At 62.2% G+C, this 22,437-nt stretch carries 18 protein-coding genes and 1 tRNA gene; 15 read left to right on the plus strand and 4 right to left on the minus strand.

The genetic code is table 11. The annotated features are described in order from the left end of the window. Positions 1-38: 38 nt before the first annotated feature. Both DXC52_RS03755 and glmU read right to left on the minus strand, forming a co-directional pair. Complete coding sequence (locus DXC52_RS03755; RefSeq protein WP_089573682.1) at positions 39-1,025, minus strand: ribose-phosphate pyrophosphokinase; 987 nt, start codon at positions 1,023-1,025, stop codon at positions 39-41. Positions 1,026-1,217: 192 nt separating this feature from the next. Further along, a complete protein-coding gene (gene glmU / locus DXC52_RS03760) occupies positions 1,218-2,630 on the minus strand; it encodes a bifunctional UDP-N-acetylglucosamine diphosphorylase/glucosamine-1-phosphate N-acetyltransferase GlmU (protein ID WP_117746192.1) in 1,413 nt (470 codons plus the stop codon). A 199-nt stretch (positions 2,631-2,829) separates the two neighbouring features. On the opposite strand from glmU, the gene DXC52_RS03765 reads away from it, so the two are divergent. The 3 genes from DXC52_RS03765 to DXC52_RS03775 are packed head-to-tail and all read left to right on the plus strand — an operon-like array spanning position 2,830 to position 6,078. Next, positions 2,830-3,717 carry an energy-coupling factor transporter transmembrane component T gene (locus DXC52_RS03765; protein ID WP_233504788.1) on the plus strand — a complete coding sequence of 296 codons (888 nt, stop codon included), beginning with the start codon at positions 2,830-2,832 and terminating at the stop codon, positions 3,715-3,717. Further along, positions 3,717-5,360: an ABC transporter ATP-binding protein gene (locus DXC52_RS03770; protein ID WP_117746193.1), complete on the plus strand. Its 1,644-nt coding sequence runs from the start codon at positions 3,717-3,719 to the stop codon at positions 5,358-5,360. Before DXC52_RS03765 ends, DXC52_RS03770 begins: the two co-directional genes overlap by 1 nt. Positions 5,361-5,364: 4 nt before the next feature. Next, on the plus strand, positions 5,365-6,078 hold the full coding sequence (locus DXC52_RS03775) for a DUF6580 family putative transport protein (protein ID WP_117746194.1): 714 nt from the start codon (positions 5,365-5,367) through the stop codon (positions 6,076-6,078). A gap of 148 nt (positions 6,079-6,226) precedes the next feature. Here DXC52_RS03775 and DXC52_RS03780 read toward each other — a convergent pair whose 3' ends face one another. Beyond that, entirely contained in the window at positions 6,227-7,045 is an 819-nt protein-coding gene (locus tag DXC52_RS03780) for an exodeoxyribonuclease III (protein ID WP_117746195.1), read from the minus strand. A gap of 136 nt (positions 7,046-7,181) precedes the next feature. On the opposite strand from DXC52_RS03780, the gene DXC52_RS03785 reads away from it, so the two are divergent. The 4 genes from DXC52_RS03785 to DXC52_RS03800 all read left to right on the plus strand — a co-directional run bounded on the left by DXC52_RS03785 (position 7,182) and on the right by DXC52_RS03800 (position 11,922). Continuing rightward, positions 7,182-7,934, plus strand: a complete 753-nt coding sequence (locus tag DXC52_RS03785; protein WP_117746196.1) for an NAD-dependent protein deacylase — start codon at positions 7,182-7,184, stop codon at positions 7,932-7,934. Between the two features lie 95 nt (positions 7,935-8,029). Further along, complete coding sequence (gene folP, locus DXC52_RS03790) at positions 8,030-9,772, plus strand: dihydropteroate synthase (protein ID WP_117746197.1); 1,743 nt, start codon at positions 8,030-8,032, stop codon at positions 9,770-9,772. Then, entirely contained in the window at positions 9,773-10,474 is a 702-nt protein-coding gene (locus tag DXC52_RS03795; RefSeq protein WP_117746198.1) for a hypothetical protein, read from the plus strand. Positions 10,475-10,725: 251 nt separating this feature from the next. Next, positions 10,726-11,922, plus strand: a complete 1,197-nt coding sequence (locus DXC52_RS03800) for an ATP-binding protein (protein ID WP_117746199.1) — start codon at positions 10,726-10,728, stop codon at positions 11,920-11,922. A 105-nt stretch (positions 11,923-12,027) separates the two neighbouring features. Here DXC52_RS03800 and DXC52_RS03805 read toward each other — a convergent pair whose 3' ends face one another. Next, positions 12,028-12,801 (minus strand): type III pantothenate kinase, encoded by a 774-nt coding sequence (locus tag DXC52_RS03805; protein WP_158554584.1) that lies wholly within the window; start codon positions 12,799-12,801, stop codon positions 12,028-12,030. A 196-nt stretch (positions 12,802-12,997) separates the two neighbouring features. On the opposite strand from DXC52_RS03805, the gene DXC52_RS03810 reads away from it, so the two are divergent. The 8 genes from DXC52_RS03810 to DXC52_RS03845 all read left to right on the plus strand — a co-directional run bounded on the left by DXC52_RS03810 (position 12,998) and on the right by DXC52_RS03845 (position 22,330). Then, positions 12,998-13,074 (plus strand) — tRNA-Met (locus tag DXC52_RS03810). A 448-nt stretch (positions 13,075-13,522) separates the two neighbouring features. Further along, positions 13,523-15,553: a bilirubin reductase, long form gene (gene bilR, locus DXC52_RS03815; protein WP_233504789.1), complete on the plus strand. Its 2,031-nt coding sequence runs from the start codon at positions 13,523-13,525 to the stop codon at positions 15,551-15,553. 449 nt (positions 15,554-16,002) lie between these two features. Continuing rightward, the gene (locus DXC52_RS03820) at positions 16,003-16,383 is read left to right on the plus strand and encodes a helix-turn-helix domain-containing protein (RefSeq protein WP_117746202.1); all 381 of its coding nucleotides are present in this window, start codon (positions 16,003-16,005) and stop codon (positions 16,381-16,383) included. Positions 16,384-16,670: 287 nt separating this feature from the next. Next, a complete protein-coding gene (locus tag DXC52_RS03825; protein WP_117746203.1) occupies positions 16,671-19,553 on the plus strand; it encodes a proton-conducting transporter membrane subunit in 2,883 nt (960 codons plus the stop codon). Between the two features lie 12 nt (positions 19,554-19,565). Further along, positions 19,566-20,183 (plus strand): NADH-quinone oxidoreductase subunit B family protein, encoded by a 618-nt coding sequence (locus tag DXC52_RS03830; RefSeq protein ID WP_233504791.1) that lies wholly within the window; start codon positions 19,566-19,568, stop codon positions 20,181-20,183. Continuing rightward, positions 20,183-20,881 carry an NADH-quinone oxidoreductase subunit C gene (locus DXC52_RS03835; protein WP_117746204.1) on the plus strand — a complete coding sequence of 233 codons (699 nt, stop codon included), beginning with the start codon at positions 20,183-20,185 and terminating at the stop codon, positions 20,879-20,881. The genes DXC52_RS03830 and DXC52_RS03835 overlap by 1 nt, the downstream gene beginning before the upstream one ends. 5 nt (positions 20,882-20,886) lie before the next feature. Beyond that, on the plus strand, positions 20,887-21,975 hold the full coding sequence (locus DXC52_RS03840; protein WP_117746205.1) for a nickel-dependent hydrogenase large subunit: 1,089 nt from the start codon (positions 20,887-20,889) through the stop codon (positions 21,973-21,975). A gap of 7 nt (positions 21,976-21,982) precedes the next feature. Further along, the gene (locus DXC52_RS03845) at positions 21,983-22,330 is read left to right on the plus strand and encodes a 4Fe-4S dicluster domain-containing protein (protein WP_117746206.1); all 348 of its coding nucleotides are present in this window, start codon (positions 21,983-21,985) and stop codon (positions 22,328-22,330) included. Positions 22,331-22,437 lie beyond the last annotated feature (107 nt).

Consider the following 22,437-nt stretch of genomic DNA (forward strand, 5'->3'; position numbering starts at 1 on the left):
CCTTTAAAAACATCAAAGATGATGCGATACGCGTTGGACTACAGCGCGAAGTCGCCGCCGACGAGCGTGGAGACGGGCTCCTCGTGGTAAACGGCGGAGATGGCCTGAGCGAACTCCTCGGCGACCGAGATGGTCTTGATCTTGCCGCCGACCTCGACGGGAATGGCGTCGGTGACGACGCACTCGACGATCGGGGCGTCGTTCAGACGCTCGATAGCCGGACCGGAGAAGATGCCGTGGGTGGCGCAGACGTAGATGTCGCCGGCGCCCATAGCCTTGAGCTCCTTGACGTTGGCGCACAGGGTGCCAGCGGTGTCGATCATGTCGTCGTTGATGATGCAGGTCTTGCCCTTGATGTCACCGATGATGCCCATGACCTCGGCGGCGTTGTGGCGCGGACGGCCCTTGTGGGCGATGGCCAGGTCGCAGCCGAGCATGTCGGACAGCTTCTTGGCGGCCTTGGCGCGACCCACGTCGGGGGAGACGACAACCAGGTTGTCGGTGTCGAAGTGCATGTCGTTGTAGTACTGGCCAAACAGCGGCAGTGCGGACAGGTGGTTAACCGGGATATCGAAGAAGCCCTGGATCTGGCCCTGGTGCAGGTCGAGGGTGATGATGCGGTTGACGCCGGCGCGCTCGAGCAGGTTGGCGACGAGGCGGGCGGTGATGGGCTCGCGCGGGCCGGCCTTGCGGTCCTGGCGGGCATAGCCGTAGTGGGTGATAACGGCGGTGATGGAGCGGGCGGATGCGCGCTTGGCAGCGTCGGTGGCGATGAGCAGCTCCATGAGCATGTCGTTGACGTTGCCGCCGGCCACGGACTGAATCAGGAAGACGTCGGCGCCGCGGACGGTCTCGTCGTAGCGGGCGTAAATCTCACCGTTGGCGAACTGCTTTAGCGTAAGGCCCGAAAGCTCGACCCCAAGGTACTCAGCAATCTTCTGAGCGAGGGGACGGTTGGAGGAACCGGAATACACGCGGATGGACTTGCGCATATTCTCCGACTTCTCGGGATCATTAATCGGCATTACCCTTCTCCTTTATACATCGAATGCCATATAGATGCCTTGTTGCATTGTAACCGCGCGACGGGGTTTATCGGGTCCTGATAACGTCTTTACCGCCAACGGACACGAACCGACCACTCATCCGGTTGCGCAGGTCACGATAGAAAAAGGAGCCGCCCCCATGGAGCAGCTCCTTTTGTGCTTGGTAAAACGTTATACCTCGTCGTCCTCGTGCAGGCGGCGGCGGTAATCGGCGGCCCAGCCCTCAATATTTACCTGACGGGCGCGGCCCAGACCAAGTGCGTCGGCCGGGACCGGCTCGGTGATGACGGAGCCGGCGGCCACGAGTGCGCCGTCGCCAATCTGGGCGGGCGCGACCATCATGGTGTCGGAGCCAATGAAGGCGTCCTTGCCGATGACGGTCTTGTGCTTGTGCACGCCATCGTAGTTGCAGGTGATGGAGCCCGCGCCCACGTTGACGCCGGAGCCCATGGTGGTGTCGCCGATGTAGGACAGGTGCGGCACCTTGGAGCCCTCGCCGATCGTGGACTTCTTGATCTCCACGTGCGTGCCGGCCTTGGAGCCGTCGAGCATGTGGGTGCCCGGGCGCAGGTAGGCGCGCGGGCCGCAGTCGACACCGTTCTCGATGACGGCCTCAATGGCGATGGTCTCATCGATGGTGCAGCCGCTACCGACGGTGGTGTCGGTGAGGCGGCTGTTGGGACCGAGCTGGCACTCCTCGCCCACGGTGACGTGGCCGATCAGGTGCGTCTGCGGCCACACGACGGTATCGCGGCCGATGGTGGCATCGGGGCCGATCCAGGCCTGCGTGGGGTCGATGAAGGTAACGCCCTCGGCCATCCAGTGCTCGTTGATGCGGTCGCGCGCGATGGCGGTGAGCTGTGCGAGCTGGATGCGGCTGTTGACGCCCAGGCCGTCGCGGTAGTCGTCGCAGTGGAAGATGGAGACAGCCTGGCCGTGGCCTTTGAGGATCTCGAGCATGTCGGGCAGGTAGTACTCGGACTGCGCGTTGTCGTTGCCGATCTCGTCAATGTGCGCGGCGAGCTGCGCGCCGTCGAAGGCGTAGCAGCCGGCGTTGCACTCGAGCAGCGTGGCGGCCTGCTCGGGTGTGCAGTCCTTCTGCTCGATGATGCGTTCGATCTGGCCGTCGGCACCCAGCTTGATGCGGCCGTAGCCGAAGGGGTCGGGCGGGGTCATGGTCATGACGGTGCAGGCGAGCTCGCCGGTGGCGACGGTCTGCGCGAACTTGGCGACGGTGTCGGCGGTGATGAGCGGCAGGTCGCCGTTGAGCACGACGACGGGGCCTTGCGTGATGCCGCAGGCCTCGAGCGCGACCTTCACGGCGTGACCGGTGCCCAGGCGCTCGGTCTGCTCAACGCACTCGACCTTGGTGGCGCTGTTGGCATAGGCGCCGTCGATGAGGGCGCGCATCTCGTCGGCGTGGCTGCCGATGACGACCACGACGCGGCTGCAGCCGGCCTTGATGGTGGCGTCGACGATCCACTGGACCATGGGCTTGCCCAGGATCTTGTGCGAAACCTTGCAGTGGTTCGACTTCATGCGGGTGCCCTCGCCGGCAGCGAGGATAATTGCGGTTGCGTCCATGTGATCTCCTGTTACGTTATAGAGACGTGTGTTTGGAAACGATACACGGCGCAATATGATACCGCAGGCATATGTTGAGCGCGTAGCGATTGGCTCATGGCGGCCGATGTCGGTGCCGCCGGCGTGGCGTTTGCGCTGCTTGCGTGCGGCGTTGGCGGTGCTGCGGAGCTGTCGTTTGAGCGAGGGGACGGGGGTGCCCGTGGACAACATACAAGAGGAGTTTGGCGGCGAGCCCGTCGCGGCATTCTCGATGTCGCATCCGGCTGTGCCGGCCCTCTACATGGTGCTGACGCTGGGGCTCACCATGTTCTCGATGCAGCCGGTGCTGATTGCGCTGTCACTTGCGGGCGGGCTGGCGTATGGATTTGCGACGCGCGGGGCTGCCCGCACGCTGGGCGCACTCCGCTGGCAGCTGCCGGTGATTTTGATTATCGCGCTGGTCAATCCGCTGTTTAGCGCCTCGGGCTCGACGGAGCTGTTCCGTATTGGCATGCGCGCGGTGTATCTGGAAAGCATGGTATACGGCCTGTGCATGGGCGGGCTGTTTGTGGCGAGCGTGCTGTGGTTTGAGGCCGCGGCGTCGATGCTCGAATACGACAAGGTGCTCGCGCTGCTGGGCAATGCCGCACCGGTGATTGCGCTCATGATCTCGATGTGCATGAGGCTTATCCCGCAGTTTTTACGCCGCGGTCGTACGGTGCTGGCGGTGCAGGATGCGATTGATGTGCCGGGCCGCGTGCCCACCGATCCCGTGCGATCGCGCCTGCGGGCGTCGAGCGTGTTGATGGGCTGGGGCATGGAAGATTCGCTGGAGCGCGCGGACGCCATGCGCTCCCGTGGGTGGGGCGCCGCGACGCGTCGAACGACGTATGCGCGGTATCGGCTGGGGCGCGGCGATGTTGCCGCGCTGGTTGGACTTGCGCTGTTTGGCATGGCCACGACGGCAGTGGCGTGGACTGCGACGATGCAGTATTCGTTTTACCCGCAACTATCGGTGCCGGCGCCGTGGCTGGGCTATGTCGTGTACGCTGCCTGGATGATGCTGCCTTGCGCGTCGCACGCGATTGATGAGAAGAGGTTTGGCTGATGGCTCGGTTGGATAGGAGCTCGGCGGCGGGTGTGGCATATGGCTCGGCCGCGCCGGCGATTGAGGTGCGAGGCCTTAGTTTTGCCTATCCCGGGGCCGAGGCACCGGTGCTCGAGGGGCTTGATTGGCGTGTTTCCCAAGGTGCGTTTGCACTGCTTGTTGGCGGTACCGGTTCGGGCAAGTCGACGCTGCTGTCGCTGCTCAAGCCCGAGATCGCGCCGGCGGGTACGCGCTCCGGCGAGCTGCGCGTGCTGGGCGAGCCCGTCGCCGACATGGATGTGCGGGCATCGGCGGAGCGCGTGGGCTATGTGTTCCAGGATCCCGAGAACCAGATCGTGTGCGAAACCGTGTGGCACGAGATGGCGTTTGGCCTGGAAAACTTGGGGCTAGCACGTGATGAGATGCGCCGTCGCGTAGCTGAGACCAGCTATTTCTTTGGGCTGGAAGATTGGCTTCACCGCGATACTGACACGCTTTCGGGTGGTCGCAAACAGTTGCTGTCGTTGGCGGCCGTTCTGGCGTTGCGCCCGCGCGTGCTGCTGCTCGACGAGCCCACGTCTCAGCTTGATCCGGTTGCGGAGAAGAATTTCCTGCACGCGCTGTTTCGTGTGAATCGCGAGCTGGGCTGCACAGTTGTTGTGGCGACGCATCAGCCGCGGCCGATGCTCGAGTATGCGACGTGTACGTACCGGATTGAGGGCGGTCGCGTGCGCGAGGTGGCGGATATGTCTTCTTTGGGACGCCGAGAATCGCTGTTTTCCGATGACATGTTGGGGTGGGGTGCCATCCGATGTGCAAAAAACGGAGTATTCAGCAGGCGTGAGGACAATTTGGGCTCTCTGGAGCCGCCCGGGGACGTATCGAGCGCGAAAAAAAGTTCAGAATTGGACAAATCGTCCGAATTTGTGGCGCAAACGTCGCTCGAGAATGGCTCGGAAGCCTTCCCGCGCACGGATGGAAGCAGAATACTCCAAAAAATGCACGGCGGGTCGGCTACCACCCTGTCGGAAGGCTGGTTTCGCTACGATCGCGCGGGCGGTTGGGTGCTGCGCGGGCTCGACGTGACGTTTTCGGCCGGTGCGGTGCATGCGATCGTGGGCGGCAACGGATGCGGTAAGTCGACGATACTCTCGGTGCTGGCGAAGACCGCCAAGCTGCAGCGCGGCCGCATGGTGCGCGGAGCGGCCTCGGCGGCGCTGCTGCCTCAGAATCCCAAAGCATTGCTGGTTGCCGATACGGTTCGCGACGAGCTGATGGAATGGGCTTCGACCTGCGGATATGACGAGAACTTGGCGCGGGAGCGTGCGGCGAGCTTGGGGTTGTCGGGTCTGGATGGACGCCATCCGTACGATCTTTCGGGCGGGCAGCGTCAACTGCTTGCATTGGCAAAACTGCTGCTAATCGGCCCCGAACTGCTATTGCTCGATGAGCCCACCAAGGGTCTAGACCTGTTCAGCCGCCGCATCATTGCCCGCGCCCTGCGTGACCATGCGAAGGCTGGCGGCACCGTCATCATGGCTACGCACGATTTGGACTTTGCCGAGCAGGTAGCCGACGACGTCGTCATGATGTTTGACGGCGAGATTGCCTGCATGGAGCCGCCGGCCGACTTCTTTGCCGATAACGTGTTTTATAGGGCGTGATGGGATGACGGATTATCGCGTCGCGCGCTTGCTTGCAAAACTGGAGGTCCCGCTGTTGTTGGCGGTGCCGGCGGTGATGGCTGCCGCGTTGCTGTCGGGTGTTGAGCAGGCAGCATTGGCCATGCTGGTTGTGGTGGCGCTGGTGCTCGCGCTGTTCTTTGCGGGTTACGAGGCATCTCGTCCGGGATTGCGCCAGATTATGCCCACGCTGGTGCTGGCGGCGCTGGCGGCGGCGGGGCGCATCCTGTTTGGGCCCATTCCCGACTTTAAGCCGGTGAGCGCCATCGCCATTATCGCGGGGGCGACGCTTGGTCGCCGCAACGGTTTTATGGTTGGCGCGCTGGCGGCGCTGACCAGCAATTTCTTTTTTGGACAGGGCATGTGGACGCCGTGGCAGATGTATGCCTGGGGGCTCGTGGGATACGTTGGCGGTGCGCTGGCGTATGCGGGTGCGTTCGACCGCGCCGACGGCACCGTGCGCATGCCAGCGCTGCTGGCGTACGGCTTTGCGTCGGGCCTGCTCTATGGCGTCGTGATCAACGCGTATGACATCATTGGATTTGTACGGCCGCTTACTTGGGCGGGTGCCGTGGCACGTCTTGCCACGGCGGTGCCGTTCGATATCACGCACGGCCTTGCGACCTGCGTGTTTTTGGCCGCCTTGTACAAGCCTTGGTGCCGTCGCATTAACCGTGTCGTCGTGAAATACGGACTGTAGGGCATTTCGCGTTCCCACACGAACTTGCGGTGGAATAGTTCTCGTTTTTGGCTATTTGCTGCCCAAACAGGAACTACTCCACCGCAACTTATAGGGGGAGAGGGGTCACATGATCTGTTTTCCTCTGTCCCCCAGGAATTGCTTGGCGCTAGAGCTCTAGCGTGAGGGTGACGGGGCAGTGGTCGCTGCCGAAGATATCGCCGCGGATGCCGGCGTCGCGCACGTTGCCGGCGATTGCGTCGCTCACCAGGAAGTAATCGATGCGCCAGCCGGCGTTGTTCTTGCGGGCATTAAAGCGATAGCTCCACCAGCTGTAGACACCCTCGACGTCGGGGTTTGCCGCGCGCCAGGTATCGGTAAAACCGGCGTCGAGCAGCTCGGTAAACTTACCACGCTCTTCGTCCGAAAAGCCTGCGTTGCCGCGGTTGGACTTGGGGTTCTTAAGGTCGATCTCTTCGTGCGCTACGTTAAAGTCGCCGCAGGTCACCACGGGCTTGCCGGTCTCGCGCTCAAGCGCGCTCAAAAAGCCGCGATAGGCATCGTCCCAGGCCATGCGCACATCGATGCGCGCGAGCTCGTTTTGGGCGTTGGGCGTATAGACATCCACAAACCAGAACTTGTCGAACTCCAACGCGCAGACGCGGCCCTCGGTTGCGGCTTGGGCGACGAGCTCGGCCGCCTCGCCCTCGCCGGCGTAGGGTAACAGCGCGTCGGCGTGCAGCACGCGCAGCGGTTCCTGGCGGCTAAAGACCGCAGTGCCCGAATAGCCTTTACGCTCGGCGTAGCTCCAGGTTTGGCGATAGCCGGGCAGGTCAATATCAACCTGGCCTTCTTGCAACTTGGTCTCTTGCAACGCCAGGATATCGACGTCGAGTTCTTGCGCGATCTGGATAAAGCTCGGGTCCTTTTTGAGCACGGCGCGCAGGCCGTTGACGTTCCACGAGGCGAAAGTGTAAGTCTGAGGCATGGTGTCCTTTCGACGGGGTTGGCAGGCTTAAGATTAGCGCAACAGGGGCGGTGGTGGGCACCGCGCGTGCTGACCCAAAGGCCGCATGCTGGGACATCGCCCGACGCTGCCCGACCAACAAGGACGGAGGACTCATATGACGCAGGCGATAACGGACTCCAAACAGGCCTCCGCCGCGCTGGCGGAGCTGTTCGGCACCCACAAGCGCGTGGTCTTCTTTGGCGGCGCGGGCGTTTCCACGGCAAGTGGCATTCCCGATTTCCGCAGCGTGGACGGCCTGTATCACCAGCAGTTTGCCTATCCGCCCGAGACCATGCTGTCGCATAGCTTTTACGAGGCGCATCCTGCGGAGTTCTTCGACTTTTACCGCACCAAGATGATCGCGCTTAACGCTAAACCCAACCGCTGCCACACCAAGCTGGTCGAGCTGGAGCGCGCCGGCAAGCTCGACGCCGTGGTGACGCAAAATATCGACGGCCTGCATCAGATGGCCGGCTCACAGCGAGTGTTTGAGCTGCACGGATCGGTCCATCGCAACATTTGCCAGTCGTGCGGCGCGGTCTATAGCGCCGAGTGGATTTGCTCGCGCGAGCACGAGGATGCCGCGGGCGTGCCTGCGTGCCCCGCGTGCGGTGGCCGCATCAAGCCCGATGTAGTGCTCTACGAAGAGCCGCTCGACGAGCATGTGTTGACCGGTGCCGTTGCCGCCATCGCCGCGGCCGATGCCCTCATTGTGGGCGGGACCTCGCTCGTGGTGTATCCGGCGGCGGGCCTTACGCGTTACTTTACCGGCGATACGCTGGCCATTTGCAATCTTGCTCCCACCGATCAGGATGCAAATGCCGACCTGCTGATTTCTTGCGACATCGCGGCCGCGTTTGCGTTCTAGCCCGCGCGCGCGGATACAATAGAAAGACTGAGTGCAAAGCGACCCCGCCGCCAGCTCCCCAAGCTCGGCGGCGTGGGCATTTTAGGAGGATGTTCATGGCGAACGACAGCAAGACATGGCGGTGCGGAAAGTACGAGCTCAGCTTTGACCGTCCGCGCATCATGGGCGTCCTCAACGTGACGCCCGATTCGTTTAGCGACGGCGGGGAGCACTTCGACCCGGATGCCGCCATCGAGTATGGCCTGGCGATGCTCGACGCCGGCGCCGACATCATCGACGTGGGCGGCGAGTCCACGCGCCCCGGCTTTACCCCGGTCAACCCCGACGAGGAGGCGCGCCGCGTGCTGCCCGTGGTGCGCGCGCTGGCCAAGGAGGGCGCCATCGTCTCGATCGACACGCGTCATGTGGCGGTTGCCAAGGCGGCCGTGCGCTGCGGCGCCTCGATCGTCAACGACGTGACCGGCTTCACCGACCCCAAGATGGTCGAGTTTGTTAAGACGAGCACCTGCGGCGTCATCGTGATGCATGCCGGCGAGGTCGCCGCGCCCGCACGCACGCACGCAACGGTGCAGCTCGATACCTCGGCTGCGGCGTTTGTTGCCGAGAAGGCGCGCGAGGCGGCTGCCGAGGCCGCGCGTGAGGCTGAGAAGCCGGCTCGCCGCCGTCGCGGCAAGTTGCTGGGCGAGCCTAAGCCGGAGGCCAAGCTTCCGGGCGGCGTGGTGCAGCCCTCGTTGCCGTTTGGTGAACCGGAGCCCACGTCTGAGCCCGCAAGCGAGCAGGAGGCGCCCGCCGCCGAGCAGGCTACTGCCGCCGAGACCGTCGCACCCGCGCCCGAGGCCGCGCCCGCAGCCACCGAGGCCGCATCGGAGCCCAATGACCACCTGGCCGCCATGATGCGCCGCAGCGCCCGCCGCGAGGAAGCCTACGTGCCCACCTCGCAGCTCCGCCGCTTCACCCTGCCCGATTCGGCACCCATCATGCGCCGCGTCATGGGCTTTCTGTCCGACCAGGCCCGCGCGCTCATCCACGCCGGCGTGTCGCGCGACCGCATCTGCATCGATCCCGGTCCGGGCTTTGGCAAGACGGCCAACGAGGACATCGTCATCCAGCGCGAGACTGCCAAGATGGCGTCACTGGGCTATCCGCTCATGTGCGCCGTATCGCGCAAGCGCTTTGTGGGCGCTGTCTCGGGCGTGACCGAGGCCGCCGAGCGCGATGCCGCTACGTTTGGCGTGTGCCTGGGCGCCATCCAGGCCGGTGCCAACATCGTGCGCGTGCACGAAGCCGCGGGTTTTTCGCAGTTCCTGAACGGCTACTGGGCGGTTGCCAAGCTGCAGCCGCGCCGCGCGTTTGTGGCCGTGGGCTCCAACCTGGGGCACCGCTGTGACAACATCCGCGCCGCACGCGACATGATCGCCGAGATTCCACTCACCTGCGTGTCCAACTCCTCCAAGATCTACGAGAGCGAGCCGGCCTACGAGATGCGCCAGGACGCGTTTGCCAACGCCGTCATCGAGATTAAGACCGAGCTGGCGCCGTTGGTGCTGCTCGACGAGCTCATGAAGATCGAGGCCGAGCTGGGCCGCGACCGTTCCAAAAAGGCCAAGGCCAACGGTCCGCGCACCATCGACCTGGATCTGCTGTGGATGGACGGCGAGACCCACGGCGGCAAAAAGCTGCGCCTGCCGCATCCGCTGATCGGCGAGCGCGACTTTGTGCTGGTGCCGCTCGAGGATCTGATGCACGATCCGGCGCGGTTCTTCCGCTACAACGGCGTCGAGGTCAAGGAGCCCGAGGACCGCGTGGGCCATATTGTGGGCGAATTGGGGCGCATGTAGATGATCGAGATGAATGCTGTTGCCGCTGGCACCGAGCTTGACGCCGCGCGCGACGCGGGTCGCGAGGGTGCGTCCGCGGGTTGGTGCGCTTGGAGCGTGGGCGAGGCTTCGCTGACGTTTTCGCTGGTTGTGCGCCCCGATGTGAATATGCACGCCTTCCACGGCCTGCCGTTTGTGGCGGCGATGGGCATGATGGACGCGCTCGTGGGCACGGCTTCGGCGCCGGGCCTGGGCCTTGCCGGTAAGGTGGGTATCCAGTGGCCGAGCGATATCGTGTGCGGTGCGCCTGCGTTTGAGACGTCGCTCGCGCGTGTTGCCGTGAACGGCGGTGCCGGTGCTGCGGGCATGTTCGGTGCCGTGACGGTGGATATTGAGCATTCGGCGTTGAGCGAGCTTGGTGTGGACGTAGCTGACGAAGCGCTGGTCGAGGCGTTGGCCGTCGCCGTGCTGACCCGTGTGGACACCTGGGCGGTTGTTGCCAACACGCCGCAAGGCGCCGCAGGGCCGCTGGCTCCCGTGCTGGGCGAGTATTTCGACATGGTACCGCTGCTGGGCCGCCAAGTTGCGGCGGTGTCGCCCAACGGCTTGCCGCTTGCGGTCGGTGTGTTTGCGGGCCTGGACATCTGGGGCCGCGCGACCATTAAGACCGATGCCGGCGAGCAGGAGTTTCCGCCCGAGGCCGTGCGCATTCGCGGGCTGTAGCGCGGGGCGTTCGCGCCCAAAGATAGACATGACAACAAGACCCTCCTCGGCCTTGCCGGGGAGGGTTTCGCCTATCTGGGGAATGGGTTGCCAGCGCCCTATTCCTCAAAACTGAAAAATTTTCGTTTTTGAGGAATAGGATTAAGGCAGCTCGGTCTTTCGCGAGGTATATTCGCTATAGAGCCTATTCCTCAAAACTGAAAATTTTTCAATTTTGAGGAATAGCGATAAAAGACCGCGAGGAGGCCCCAATGAAACTCATCAATAGAACGTCATATATGGACACGTTGACGAGCCTTATTGGCGTGCCGGACATCAAGGTCATCACGGGCATCCGTCGTAGCGGTAAATCAAAATTGCTCGAGGCCCTCCGCGATTACGTGGAGGCAAATCTGTCCAATTCGAATGTCATCCATATCAATTACAACCTCGACGAGTTCGAGGGCCTGCTCGAATATCATGCCCTGCTCGCCTATGTGAAAGAGCATCGAGTGTCCGACAAGCAAAACTTCCTGCTTATCGACGAGGTTCAGATGTGCGACGGCTTTGAACGCGCGATCAACAGCCTCCATGCATCCGAGCAGTACGACATCTTCATCACCGGATCGAACGCCTTTTTGCTGTCGAGCGATCTGTCGACGCTCTTTACGGGGCGCACGTTCGAGATCGAGGTTTTCCCATTCTCGTTTGAGGAGTATCGCTTCTATAGTGACGAGGGCGAGGTCGATCGCGACTTCGATGAGTACGCGAGAACCGGCGGTATGTCCGGCTCTTACCCTTATCCACTGCAGGAGCAGCGCTACCAATATCTCTCCAATGTCTTCAAAACGCTCATCGTGAGGGATATCGTGCAGCGGCATAACGTGAGAAACGAATCGGCACTGCTGCGCATTGCCGATTACATGATGGACAACGTCTCCAACATAACGTCGGCACGCAACATTACAGATGTTTTGAATGCGGATGGGCTAAAGATTACGAACAAGACGGTCGGCACGTACATGGGGTACCTGTGCGATGCGTTTGCCTTCTATAAAGTTCGTCGGTACGACATTCGCGGCAAAAAATACCTTAAGAGCGGCGAGAAATATTACCTGGCAGACCACGCGTTCAAATACGCACTGCTCGGTACACGTGATATGGATTGGGGACGCGTATACGAGAACATGGTGGCCATCGAGCTGCTGCGCCGCGGATACGAGGTATACGTCGGTGTGCTCTATAAAAAGGAAATTGACTTTATAGCAATCAAGCGAAGCGAGAAGCTCTACATTCAGGTGAGCGACGACATCAGCTCGGATAAGACATTTGAACGCGAGATTTCGCCACTGCTGAGCATTGGCGACGCGTACCCCAAGATGATTCTCGCCCGAACGCATCACGAGGCCACGGACCGCAATGGGGTGCAGATCGTGGACCTGGCGAGGTGGCTATGCGGCGAGGCGTAGCAGAAAGCCTATTCCTCAAAACTGATAAATTTTCGATTTTGAGGAATAGGACCGATGCGTTGCCTAGTTCGCCGCTCGCGTTCGTGCTCGACTTAAGCCCCTGTTCTATCCCAGCTCCTGCATACGGCGGTAGATTTCGCAGATACCCTTGATGGTGAGCTGTCCGTCGACCACGTCGAAGGCATCGGTCGAATCGGCGACGATGCTGGCGAGACCGCCCGTGGCGATAACGGTGGCATCCTCGCGGCCCAGCTCGCGCTTCATGCGCGCGACCAGGCCCTCGGCCATGGCGGCGGCGCCCGTTACGGCGCCCACCTTGATGCACTCCTCGGTATCGCGGCCGATGGCGTGCTCGGGCGCCTCGAGCGGAACGCTGGCGAGCTTGGCGGCTCGGGCGGCGAGCGCGTCCATCGAAATGCGGATGCCCGGCGCAATAGCTCCACCAATGTAATAACCGTCCTCATCGATGACGTCGATATTGGTCGCGGTGCCAAAGTCCACCACGATTGCCGGCGCGCCGTAGAAAGTCTCGGCCGCAACGGCGTTGGCGACGCGATCGGCACCTACGGCCTGGGGGCGCGCCGCGCGCAGCTTGGTCACCGCGGCCGTCTGCGGCCCGATGACGATGGCGTCCGCGGCAATGCGGTCGGCCACGGCGTGCCACTCGCGCGAGAGCTGCGGCACCACGCCCGCAAAGGCGATTGCGTCGACCGCATCGAGCGAAAGGCCGTACATCTTAAAGAAACCCATCAGGCGCACGTGGATCTCGTCGGCGGTATAGGAGCGGTCGGTGGGCATACGCCACGACTGCACCAGCTCGTCTCCGTCAAACAGGCCCATGGCCGTCTGCGTGTTTCCCATATCGATAGCGAGCAGCATGTCTACTCCCAGTGTTGGCATAAAAGGACGCGCACCATTGTATACGCGCCGTCGACGGCGCTCGGCTGCGATTCGTTTACGGTGATAGGGGCTGAGAGGTTTAAATATGAAGGAATTATGCTCTACGAGATTTTCCTTGCCGTTTACCGAACTCCCGCGTAATATTCTTTCTTGCGCACATGAGGCGCCCAGACATTGCGGGGTGGAGCAGTCTGGTAGCTCGCCGGGCTCATAACCCGGAGGTCGTAGGTTCAAATCCTGCCCCCGCGACCAAGAACTTGCAGCTCGTCGGCCTAGCCGGCGAGTTTTTTTGTTATTTCGGGACCGTGTTTTCGGTCCAATTCTCGGCCTCTCAAACAAAATCTCGATCTGTAACATCTAGACCCGATTTGGGCGGCTAGGTGTTACAGACCGAGATATACCGGTGGGTTGGGTCGTGTTTGTCTAAATCTGTAACACGAGGGACGGATTTTGCCGAGTTGTTGTTATAGATTGAGATTTTCTAGCAGGCGGGTTTGGTTTGTCTCGATCTGTAACAGTAAGACCCGGTTTTGCCGCGTAACTGTTACAGATTGAGACAAACCGGCAGGCGGTTCATCATCCATCCACCTGCCGCTACCTGCTGTCCGCCGATTTCCGTTGTGCCGCCGTGCCTCCATGCCATATCCTCTAGACAACTACGCGGCATCATCGCCGCCGCGCCTACAAGAGAGGAATGTCCATGACCGCACCTGCATCCAAGCTGCTTCAGCCCATTACGGTTGGCCCCCTTGAGCTCAAAAACCGCATTATGTTCCCGCCGCTGACCACCGGCTACGAGGAGCGCGATGGTTCCATTGGCGAGCGCAGCCTGGCTTTTTACGAGCGCTTGGCCCGTGGCGGCGTGAGCTACATCGTCATCGGCGACGTTGCTCCCGTCATGACCGCAAGCCCCACGCCCAAGCTGGCGACCGACGCCCAGATCCCCACGTTTAAGGCCCTGGCCGATGCCGTCCACAAGCACGGCGCCAAGGTCGCGCTGCAGCTGTTCCACCCCGAGTACGACGTGCCCGGTGTCGGCCGCATGGTCATGGGATCCATGGCCGCCGCCAAGGCCGCGCAGGAGGCCAAGGCCGCCGGCGACGAGGAGACCTTTGCCGCCAAGATGGTCGAGTCCAACGAGATCCGCAACCAGGCCTACGCCAAGCTGCATCACGACATGCAGCACTTTGTGAACGAGGCGAGCGTGGAGCAGCTCACCCAGATCAAGGAGGCCATCGCTGCCTCGGCCGCTCGCGCGCAGCAGGCCGGCATCGACGCCATCGAGGTCCACGGCGACCGCTTGGTGGGTTCGCTGTGCTCGGCCATCCTCAACCAGCGCACCGACGAGTACGGCGGTTCGTTCGAGAGCCGCGTCCGCTACGCGCTGGAGGTCGTCGCTGCCATTAAGGAAGCCGCGCCGCAGCTGATGGTGGAGTACAAGCTTCCCGTGATCATGGAGAACCCCGACGGCACGCCGCGCGGCAAGGGCGGCCTGCAGCCCGACGAGGCCTGCGAGTTCGCCAAGCTGCTCGAGGGCGCCGGCATCGACATGATCCAGGTCGCGCAGGCCAACCACACCGGCAACATGGGCGATACCATTCCGCCCATGGGCGCCATGCCCTACAACTGGACGCTGCCCGTGGCCGAGCGCGTCAAGGCCCTGGTCTCCGTGCCGGTGGCAACCGTCGGCCGTGTTGTCTCGGTCGAGGCCGGCGAGAAGATTCTGGAAGACGGCGCGGCCGACATCATCGCCTATGGCCGCTCGCTCATGTGCGACCCCGACATTGCGCTGAAGGCCGCTACGGGTGAGCCCATCCGCGAGTGCCTCAACTGCAACAAGGGCTGCGTCGACGCGATTCAAAATCGCAAGTACATCTCGTGCGTGCTCAACGCCGAGAACGGCGACGAGGCGACCATCGCCATCAAGCCGGGCGAGGGCGACAAGAAGATCGCCGTGGTGGGCGGCGGTATTGCCGGCCTGGAGGCCGCACGCGTGGCGGCCAAGCGCGGCTACGGTGTGACCGTCTACGAGGCGAGCGATCATCTGGGCGGCCAGATTGTGCTGGCGGCCGCGCCTCCGCGCAAGGACGAGATCATGCGCTCGGTTGAGTACTACGAGAAGATTCTGCCCGGCCTGGGCGTGAAGGTTGAGCTCAACCATGCCGCTACAGCTGAGGACCTCAACGCCGCCGACGCCGCGATTGTGGCTGTGGGCGCACACGACGTGGTCATCCCCGTTCCGGGCGCCGATTCGGAGAAGGTCGTCTCGAGCTGGGACGTGCTGGCCGGCAAGGTGGAGCTCAGCGGGCGCGTCGCCGTCATTGGCGGTGGCCTGGTGGGCACCGAGACTGCCGAGTACCTGCTGCAGCACGGCTGCGAGGTGGCGATCGTGGAGATGCTCGACAAGATTGCCGCGGGCGAGTCCGAGACCATTCTGCCGCTGATCATGAGCGACTTTGCCGAGCACAACGTGGAGCAGCACGTGAAGACCCGTCTGACCGCCATTACCGACGAGGGCGTGGAGGCCATTCGCACTACCGAGGACGGCGCCGAGGAGCCGGTGAAGATCGCCTGCGATTACGTGGTGATGGCCGTGGGCTCCAAGGCCAACGCGTTTGACCTGGATGGCGTGACGGTGCCCGTGACCTGCGTGGGCGACTGCTCGGGCGAGCGCACCGCCGACATTGCGAGCGCCATTCGCACGGCATATCACGCGGCCAACGAGCTGTAGTTGAACATCGCGGCCGGGCGGGACGGTAGCACGGATCCGTCTCGCCCGGCTGTGTCCCGTCGGGTGTCAATCGGTGCGGGGTCTGCAAGCGCAGCAGGTCCCGCCCTTTTTGTTTTGCTCCGGTGGATGGCAATGCGCGGTAATCATGAGGAGTGAGGACGTCTACTGCCTTGCAGATCACTCAAAATTATTGGGGGAGGGGTTAATAACTATATCCTCTATACCAAAGGATGTAAAGAGATGCCAATTTTGTTGACAAGCGAATGACGATTAGCTGCGAGTCAGCTACCAGCGTAAATAATCGATAAAGAAATGTCGTAATTTGGTGCCAAATGCCCAGATAACGCCGCGTCTACTTTAATTAACTGCTTTGAGCAAACAGTAAAATGCTACTATCTAACTTTCACGTAAGAAAGCAGATTAACGGTTAAGGCTAAGAAGTGGCAGGTATGTCGGAAGCAACTAGGACTCGCACGCATGCGCCCGAGGTTAGACAGCGCGCCGTCGAGATCCTCCAAGAGGGGGTCGGTCATCGCGCCCTCGCCGCGGAGCTTGGCATTCCCCAGGCCACGGCTCGTCAGTGGGCCCGCGCGTATGCTGTGGGCGGTGCCGACGCCGTTCTCAACGCCGGTTCGCATCATCACACCTATTCGTACGACGTAAAGCTCGCTGTGGTTAAGGACCGTCTGGAAAACGGCTTGACGGTTCGCGAGGCCATGATCAAACACAAGATTCCCAGCGAGTCTTCGGTCAAGGCTTGGTGCCGTCAGTACCGCGAGAGCGGTGAGTCCGCACTGGTCGATAAGCCGCGCGTTAAAAAGGCGGAATAGCAAACGGGATGGTGCGCCCACAGGGGCGCATTTTTCTTGCCGCGCCAACTTTTTGGACCGCCGCGAGCCTATCGGGACATCCTCCAAAATGGCCAATAAACCGCGCGCAGTGGCCCGTGCGCCCACCGCTGCGATAGGGGGAGCGTCGCCCCTTTGCTCCAATGCGGACAGACTCCTTGCCCCGTACGCCTAAAACTCCCCAGTTGACCGAAAACCCGCTGCCGCTACTCATCAATTGAGCTATAACGTTAAACAATTGCAGCGTTTTTGCATGGGGGAGTGATGGTATGACGCTACTGTATTTCCTTACCCTGTTTCCGCTGGTACCGGCGCTGGGCATGCTGTTCGCGCGCGGCGACCGCGCCCGCGATGCGGTGGGGCTCATAGGTTCCGGCATTATTATGGCGGTGACAGTTGTAGTCGCCGTCATGTTTTTTGGCATGGGTCCGCAGAGCTTTGAGGTTGCCTCCGGCACCTCGCATGTGCTCTCGATCATCAGCTCCGTCATCGACGTCATCCTGTGCGCCGTAATCCTGTACAACGCGTACAAATATAGGAACGCGCTCGCCACGGTGCTCGGCATAGTCCAGCTGGTGGGCTCGTTCGCCTTTGCAGCCATGACGCTGCCCGCGGTCGAAGCCGTCACGGCGACGCCGCTCTACCTGGACTACATGAGTGTGATCATGGTCCTCGCCGTCGGCATCGTCGGTAGCCTAATCTGCGTGTATGCCCTGGGCTACATGAAGGACTTCCAGGCCCATGACGAGCACGAGGCTGCGCTGCGCGGGCAGACCGCGCCCGACCGTCGCCCGCAGTTCCTGGCGCTTATGTTTCTATTCCTCTCGGCCATGTTCGTCATCGTGACGAGTGACAACCTTGAGTGGCTGTTCTGCGGCTGGGAAATCACCACCGTGTGCTCGTTCCTTATGATTGGCTACACGCGCACGCCCGAGGCCATCAAAAACGCCTTCACCCAGATCATCCTCAACATGCTGGGCGGCATCGCGTTTTTGGCGGGCCTTATGTTTCTGCACGTCAATGGCATGCCGCTGACCATCTCGGGCATGATCGAGCTTTCCGGCGCCGGAACCGCGCAGTCCGCGCTGCTGGTGATGCCGGTCGTTCTGCTGTCGCTCGCCGCGCTCACCAAGGCCGCACAGATGCCGTTCCACACTTGGCTGCTGGGTGCCATGGTTGCCCCCACGCCCACGAGCGCCCTGCTGCACTCGTCAACCATGGTCAAAGCCGGCGTATTCCTGATGGTCAAGCTGAGCCCGCTCTATGCCATCTATCCTGTGACCGGCTTTATGGTCACGAGTGTGGGTGCCATCACGTTTTTGCTCGCTGCCCTCATGGCCATCTCGCAGAGCAACGCCAAACGCGTGCTTGCGTACTCCACCATCTCCAACCTGGGCCTCATCAGCGCCTGCCTGGGCGTCGGCGCGCCCGAGGCCGTGTGGGCCGCCATCTTCCTGATCCTGTTCCACACGGTTGCCAAGTCGCTGCTGTTCCTGTGCGTGGGCACGGCCGAGCATCATATCGGCAGCCGCAATATCGAGGACATGGACGGTATGTTCAGCCGTATGCCGCACCTGACGCGCCTGATGATGCTGGGCATCATGGGCATGTTTGTTGCGCCGTTTGGCATGCTCGTGTCCAAGTGGGGCGCCCTGGTGGCGTTTGCGCAGACCGGCAACGTGCTCATGATCATGGTGCTTGCCTTTGGCTCGGCCGCGACGTTCTTCTTCTGGGGCAAGTGGCTTGCCAAGCTTTCGGGCGTCGACCCCACGGCTCAAAACGTTGAGGTCAATGTCCATAAGACCGAATGGATGGCCCTCAGCACCATCGCCGCGCTGCTTATTCTGTGCTGCGTGGCGTTCCCGGTTATCTCGAGCGGTCTGGTGTCGCCTTACTTGGCCATGGTGTTTGGCCGCGTGCCGTACGTTATTGGCAAGGACGCCATGTATCTGATGGTGGTTATCGTGGCTTTTATTGCCGTGGTGTTGCTGACTTCATTCCGCGTGAGCAACAAACCGCACGTCAACGTGTACCTTTCGGGCGTTGGAACCGAGAGCTATCGTCATTTCCGCGGCTCGATGGGACACGAGGTAAAGGCCGAAAAGCGCAATTGGTACTCGGAGGACGCCCTTGGCGAGAAGCGTATTGGCCCCGCGGGTAGCGTCGTGTGCTGCAGCATTATCTTGTTTGCGCTGCTGTGTTGCGCATGGATTGGGCCCGAGAGACTTGCCATGAGTGCGCCCTCGGTGCTGCGCGGCAAGTATTTTGAAGGTTCGGGTGTCGTGGGCATTTTTATTGGCACCGTGGCGTTTGCCCTGCTGGCGCCGCTTGTGGGTGGCATGATCGACGGCATCGACCGCAAGCTGTCCGCCCGCATGCAGGGCCGCGTGGGCCCGCGCCTGCTGCAGCCCTTCTACGACGTTGCCAAGCTGCTGCGCAAGGCCCCCGCCAGCGTAAACACCATGGACGATACCTATATGGCGTGCGCGCTCATCTTTACCGTGGTGGGCGGCGGCATCTTTGTGTCGGGCTCTAACACGCTACTGTGCGCTTTTATGGTGACGCTCGCCGCGATCTTTGTGGTGCTGGCGTCCGCCTCGACGCAAAGCCCGTTTGCCCAGGTTGGCGCCGATCGTGAGTTACTGCAGGTTATGAGTTACGAGCCCGCCGTTTTGCTGATGAGCGTGGGCCTGTACCTTGCCACCGACAGCTTTGATTCCATCGCCGTGACGGGGCAGTCGGTCCCCATCATCGTGCACAGCGCGCCCATTTTCCTCGCGTTGCTCGCGGTGCTTACCATCAAGCTGCGCAAGTCGCCGTTTGACCTTTCGTACTCGCATCATGCGCATCAGGAGATCGTCCAGGGCGTCGCCACCGAGATGAGCGGCGGCACGCTGGCCAAGATGACCCTTATGCACTGGTGCGAGACCGTGCTGTTTTTGATGTGGGTGGGCATGTTCTTTGTTTGGGACAACCCCGTGAGCTGGGTTGTAGCCCTGGTCGTGATGGCCGCGACGTATTTTGTCGAGGTCCTGATCGACAACACCTTCGCACGCAGCACCTGGCGCAGCTGCTTTAGGCTCGGATGGGGCGTGGCGCTGGTGTTTGGCCTGCTCAACCTTATGCCCATCCTCGTCGACGTGTTTATTTAGGAGGCGGCATCCATGGATCATAAAATGTCGCGCTCGCCGTGGGTTATTCATTACGACGGTTCGAGCTGCAACGGATGCGATATCGAGGTGCTGGCCTCGCTCACGCCGCTGTTCGATGCGGAGCGCTTTGGCGTGGTCAACACCGGCAACCCCAAGCATGCGGATATCTTTTTGGTGACGGGGTCGGTCAATGCCCAGAACCTGCCCGTCGTGCGCCAGATCTACAACCAGATGCTCGAGCCCAAGTGCGTGGTGGCCTGCGGCATCTGCGCGTGTTCGGGCGGCGTGTTCCGCGATGCCTACAACGTGATCGGCGGCGTGGACCGCGCGATTCCCGTGGATGTGTACGCGCCCGGGTGCGCCATTCGCCCCGAGACCGTGATCGATGCCATCGTGGAGGCGTGCGGCATCCTGGACCAGAAAGAGGCCGTGATGCGCGCTGGCGGCGATCCGCTTACCGTGGGCGGCGCCGCTACCTGGGATGGTGGCGTTGAGCTGGGCGAGGGCGGGTTTGTGGCCGCTGCGGGGGCCGGGGCTGACGATACGCCCACGGCTGGCGACGCTGCCGACGAGCCCGCCGCTGCTGGCGGCGCCGCCGGGAAGCCCGCCGCTGCAAAGGAGGCCGAGTAATGCAAAAGGCAATCTATACCACCGTCGGGATCGATGGGCTGCTGCCGCATGTGCAGGCACTCAAGGGCGCCGGCGCGCGCTTTGTGCAGATGCACGCCGAGCGCTGCGTGGACGACGGCTCGTATCGCCTGGTCTATACGTTTATCAACGTCCGCGCCGCGCAGGAACAGATCGCGCGGGACGGAAACTATGCGATTGAGAACCTGGTGGTCGAGGGTATCGACCAGTACCAGGAGATCCCGTCCATCAGCTCGTACTATCCGGCGGTGTTCCCGTTTGAGAACGAGGCGCACGACCTGTTTGGCCTTGCCATCACCGATATGCAAATCGACTTTAAGGGCTTTTTCTACCAGGTCTCGACGGCCGAGCCCATGAGCGTGATCACGCCCGAGGTGAAGGCTGCGCGCGAGAAGGCCATGAAGGTCCGCGCCGCTGCCGAGGCCAAGGCGCGCAAGGCAGCTGCCGAGAAGGCCGCCGCTGCGGGGGAGGGCACCGGCGATGCTGCGGGCGCTGCCGCCGTCCAGCCCGCCGCGGCTGCCGGCTCCGATGCTCAGCATGACGATGCCGCCGCCAAGGCCGCGCTCAAAGCCGCCGAGCTGGAGGCAAAGCTCGCCGCCATGGATCCCGAGAAAGCGGCCAAGGTCCGCGCGGCGCTTGCCGCCAAGGCCGCCCGCGACAAGCAGAAAAAGGAGGCGTAAGGTCCATGGCACATCGCTCCGTTATTCCGTTTGGCCCGCAGCATCCAGTGCTGCCCGAGCCGCTCCATCTGGATCTGGTGCTCGAGGACGACCGCGTGATCGAGGCAATTCCTCAGATTGGCTTTGTGCATCGCGGACTCGAGAAGCTTACCGAAAAACGTGACATGCATCAGTTTGGCTACATTGCCGAGCGCATCTGCGGCATCTGCGCCGTGGGCCACAGCTACGGCTATGCCAGCGCCTGCGAGCGTATGCTCGACATCGAGGTACCCGGCCGCGTGCAGTATATCCGCACCATTTTGCATGAGCTTTCGCGTATCCACTCGCACCTGCTATGGTTGGGCCTGCTCGCCGACGCCTTTGGCTTTGAGGCCCTGTTCTATCGTTCGTGGACCCTGCGCGAGCAGATCCTTAAGATTTTTGAGAGCACCTGCGGCGGCCGCGTGATTCTGTCGATCAACGAGATCGGCGGCCTTAAGCACGACATCGAGGCCTCCGAGCTGGCGGGCATTGTCCAGACGCTCGATGCCATGCGCCCCGACTACGAGGCTCTGGTGCATACGTTTTTGGACGATGCCAGTTGCGGCGAGCGTCTGCATGGCGTGGGCGTGATCAGCAAGAAAGACGCGCTGGAGCTTTCGATGGTCGGCCCGTTCGGTCGCGCCTCGGGTGTGGATTACGACGTGCGCATGTTCGGCGACGGTGCTTATGCGGATCTGGCTGCGTTTGAGCCGATTGTTGCCACCGACGGCGATTGCTATGCCCGCTGCCAGGTGCGTTGCGCCGAGGTCACGCAGGCCATGGACATTATCAAGGAACTTGTGGACAAGATTCCGCACGACGGTATCGGCGGGCGTACCAAGCTCACGCCGGCCGACGGTGCGCGCGGCGAAGTCGTGATTGAGCAGCCGCGCGGCGAGGCGTATTACTATGTGCGCGGCAACGGCACCAAGAATCTGGACCGCTTCCGTGTGCGCACGCCGACGTCGCAAAACCTGGCCGGTCTGACGCACGCGCTGCAGGGCGTGCTCATCGCCAACGTGCCCATGATTATCCTGACCATCGATCCCTGCATTAGCTGCACGGAAAGGTAGGCGCGGCATGAGTTTACTGACATTTGCCAAGACGGCCTTGGGTTCTATGGTCAAGCAGCCGGTCACGGTGTGCTATCCGCAGGAAAAGCTTGTAGCGCCCGAGCGCTTGCGCGGACATATCGTTAACGACATGGATGTGTGCATCTGCTGCGGCATGTGCGCACGTCGCTGCCCGGCGGGTGCGCTGGCGGTTGACCGCAAGGGCGGCACCTGGTCAATCGACCCGTACGCCTGCGTGGTGTGCGGCGAATGCATCGAAAGCTGCCCCAAGCACTGCCTGAGTATGGACACCGCGCGCACCCCGGTCGCGGCGGACAAGACTCCCACGGTAGAAACCAAACCGGAATTGCGCTGAAATTGAGCTGGAACAGGGGCCGGCGGGGCAAAAATGCCCCGCCGGCCCCGCGCTATAGCGCGCGGCGGAGCCGTCGCAAACAAAACTATGCCGGTTTACGGGGCTGG

It is taken from the genome of Collinsella sp. TF05-9AC (assembly GCF_003438495.1).
Taxonomy (GTDB): Bacteria; Actinomycetota; Coriobacteriia; order Coriobacteriales; family Coriobacteriaceae; genus Collinsella.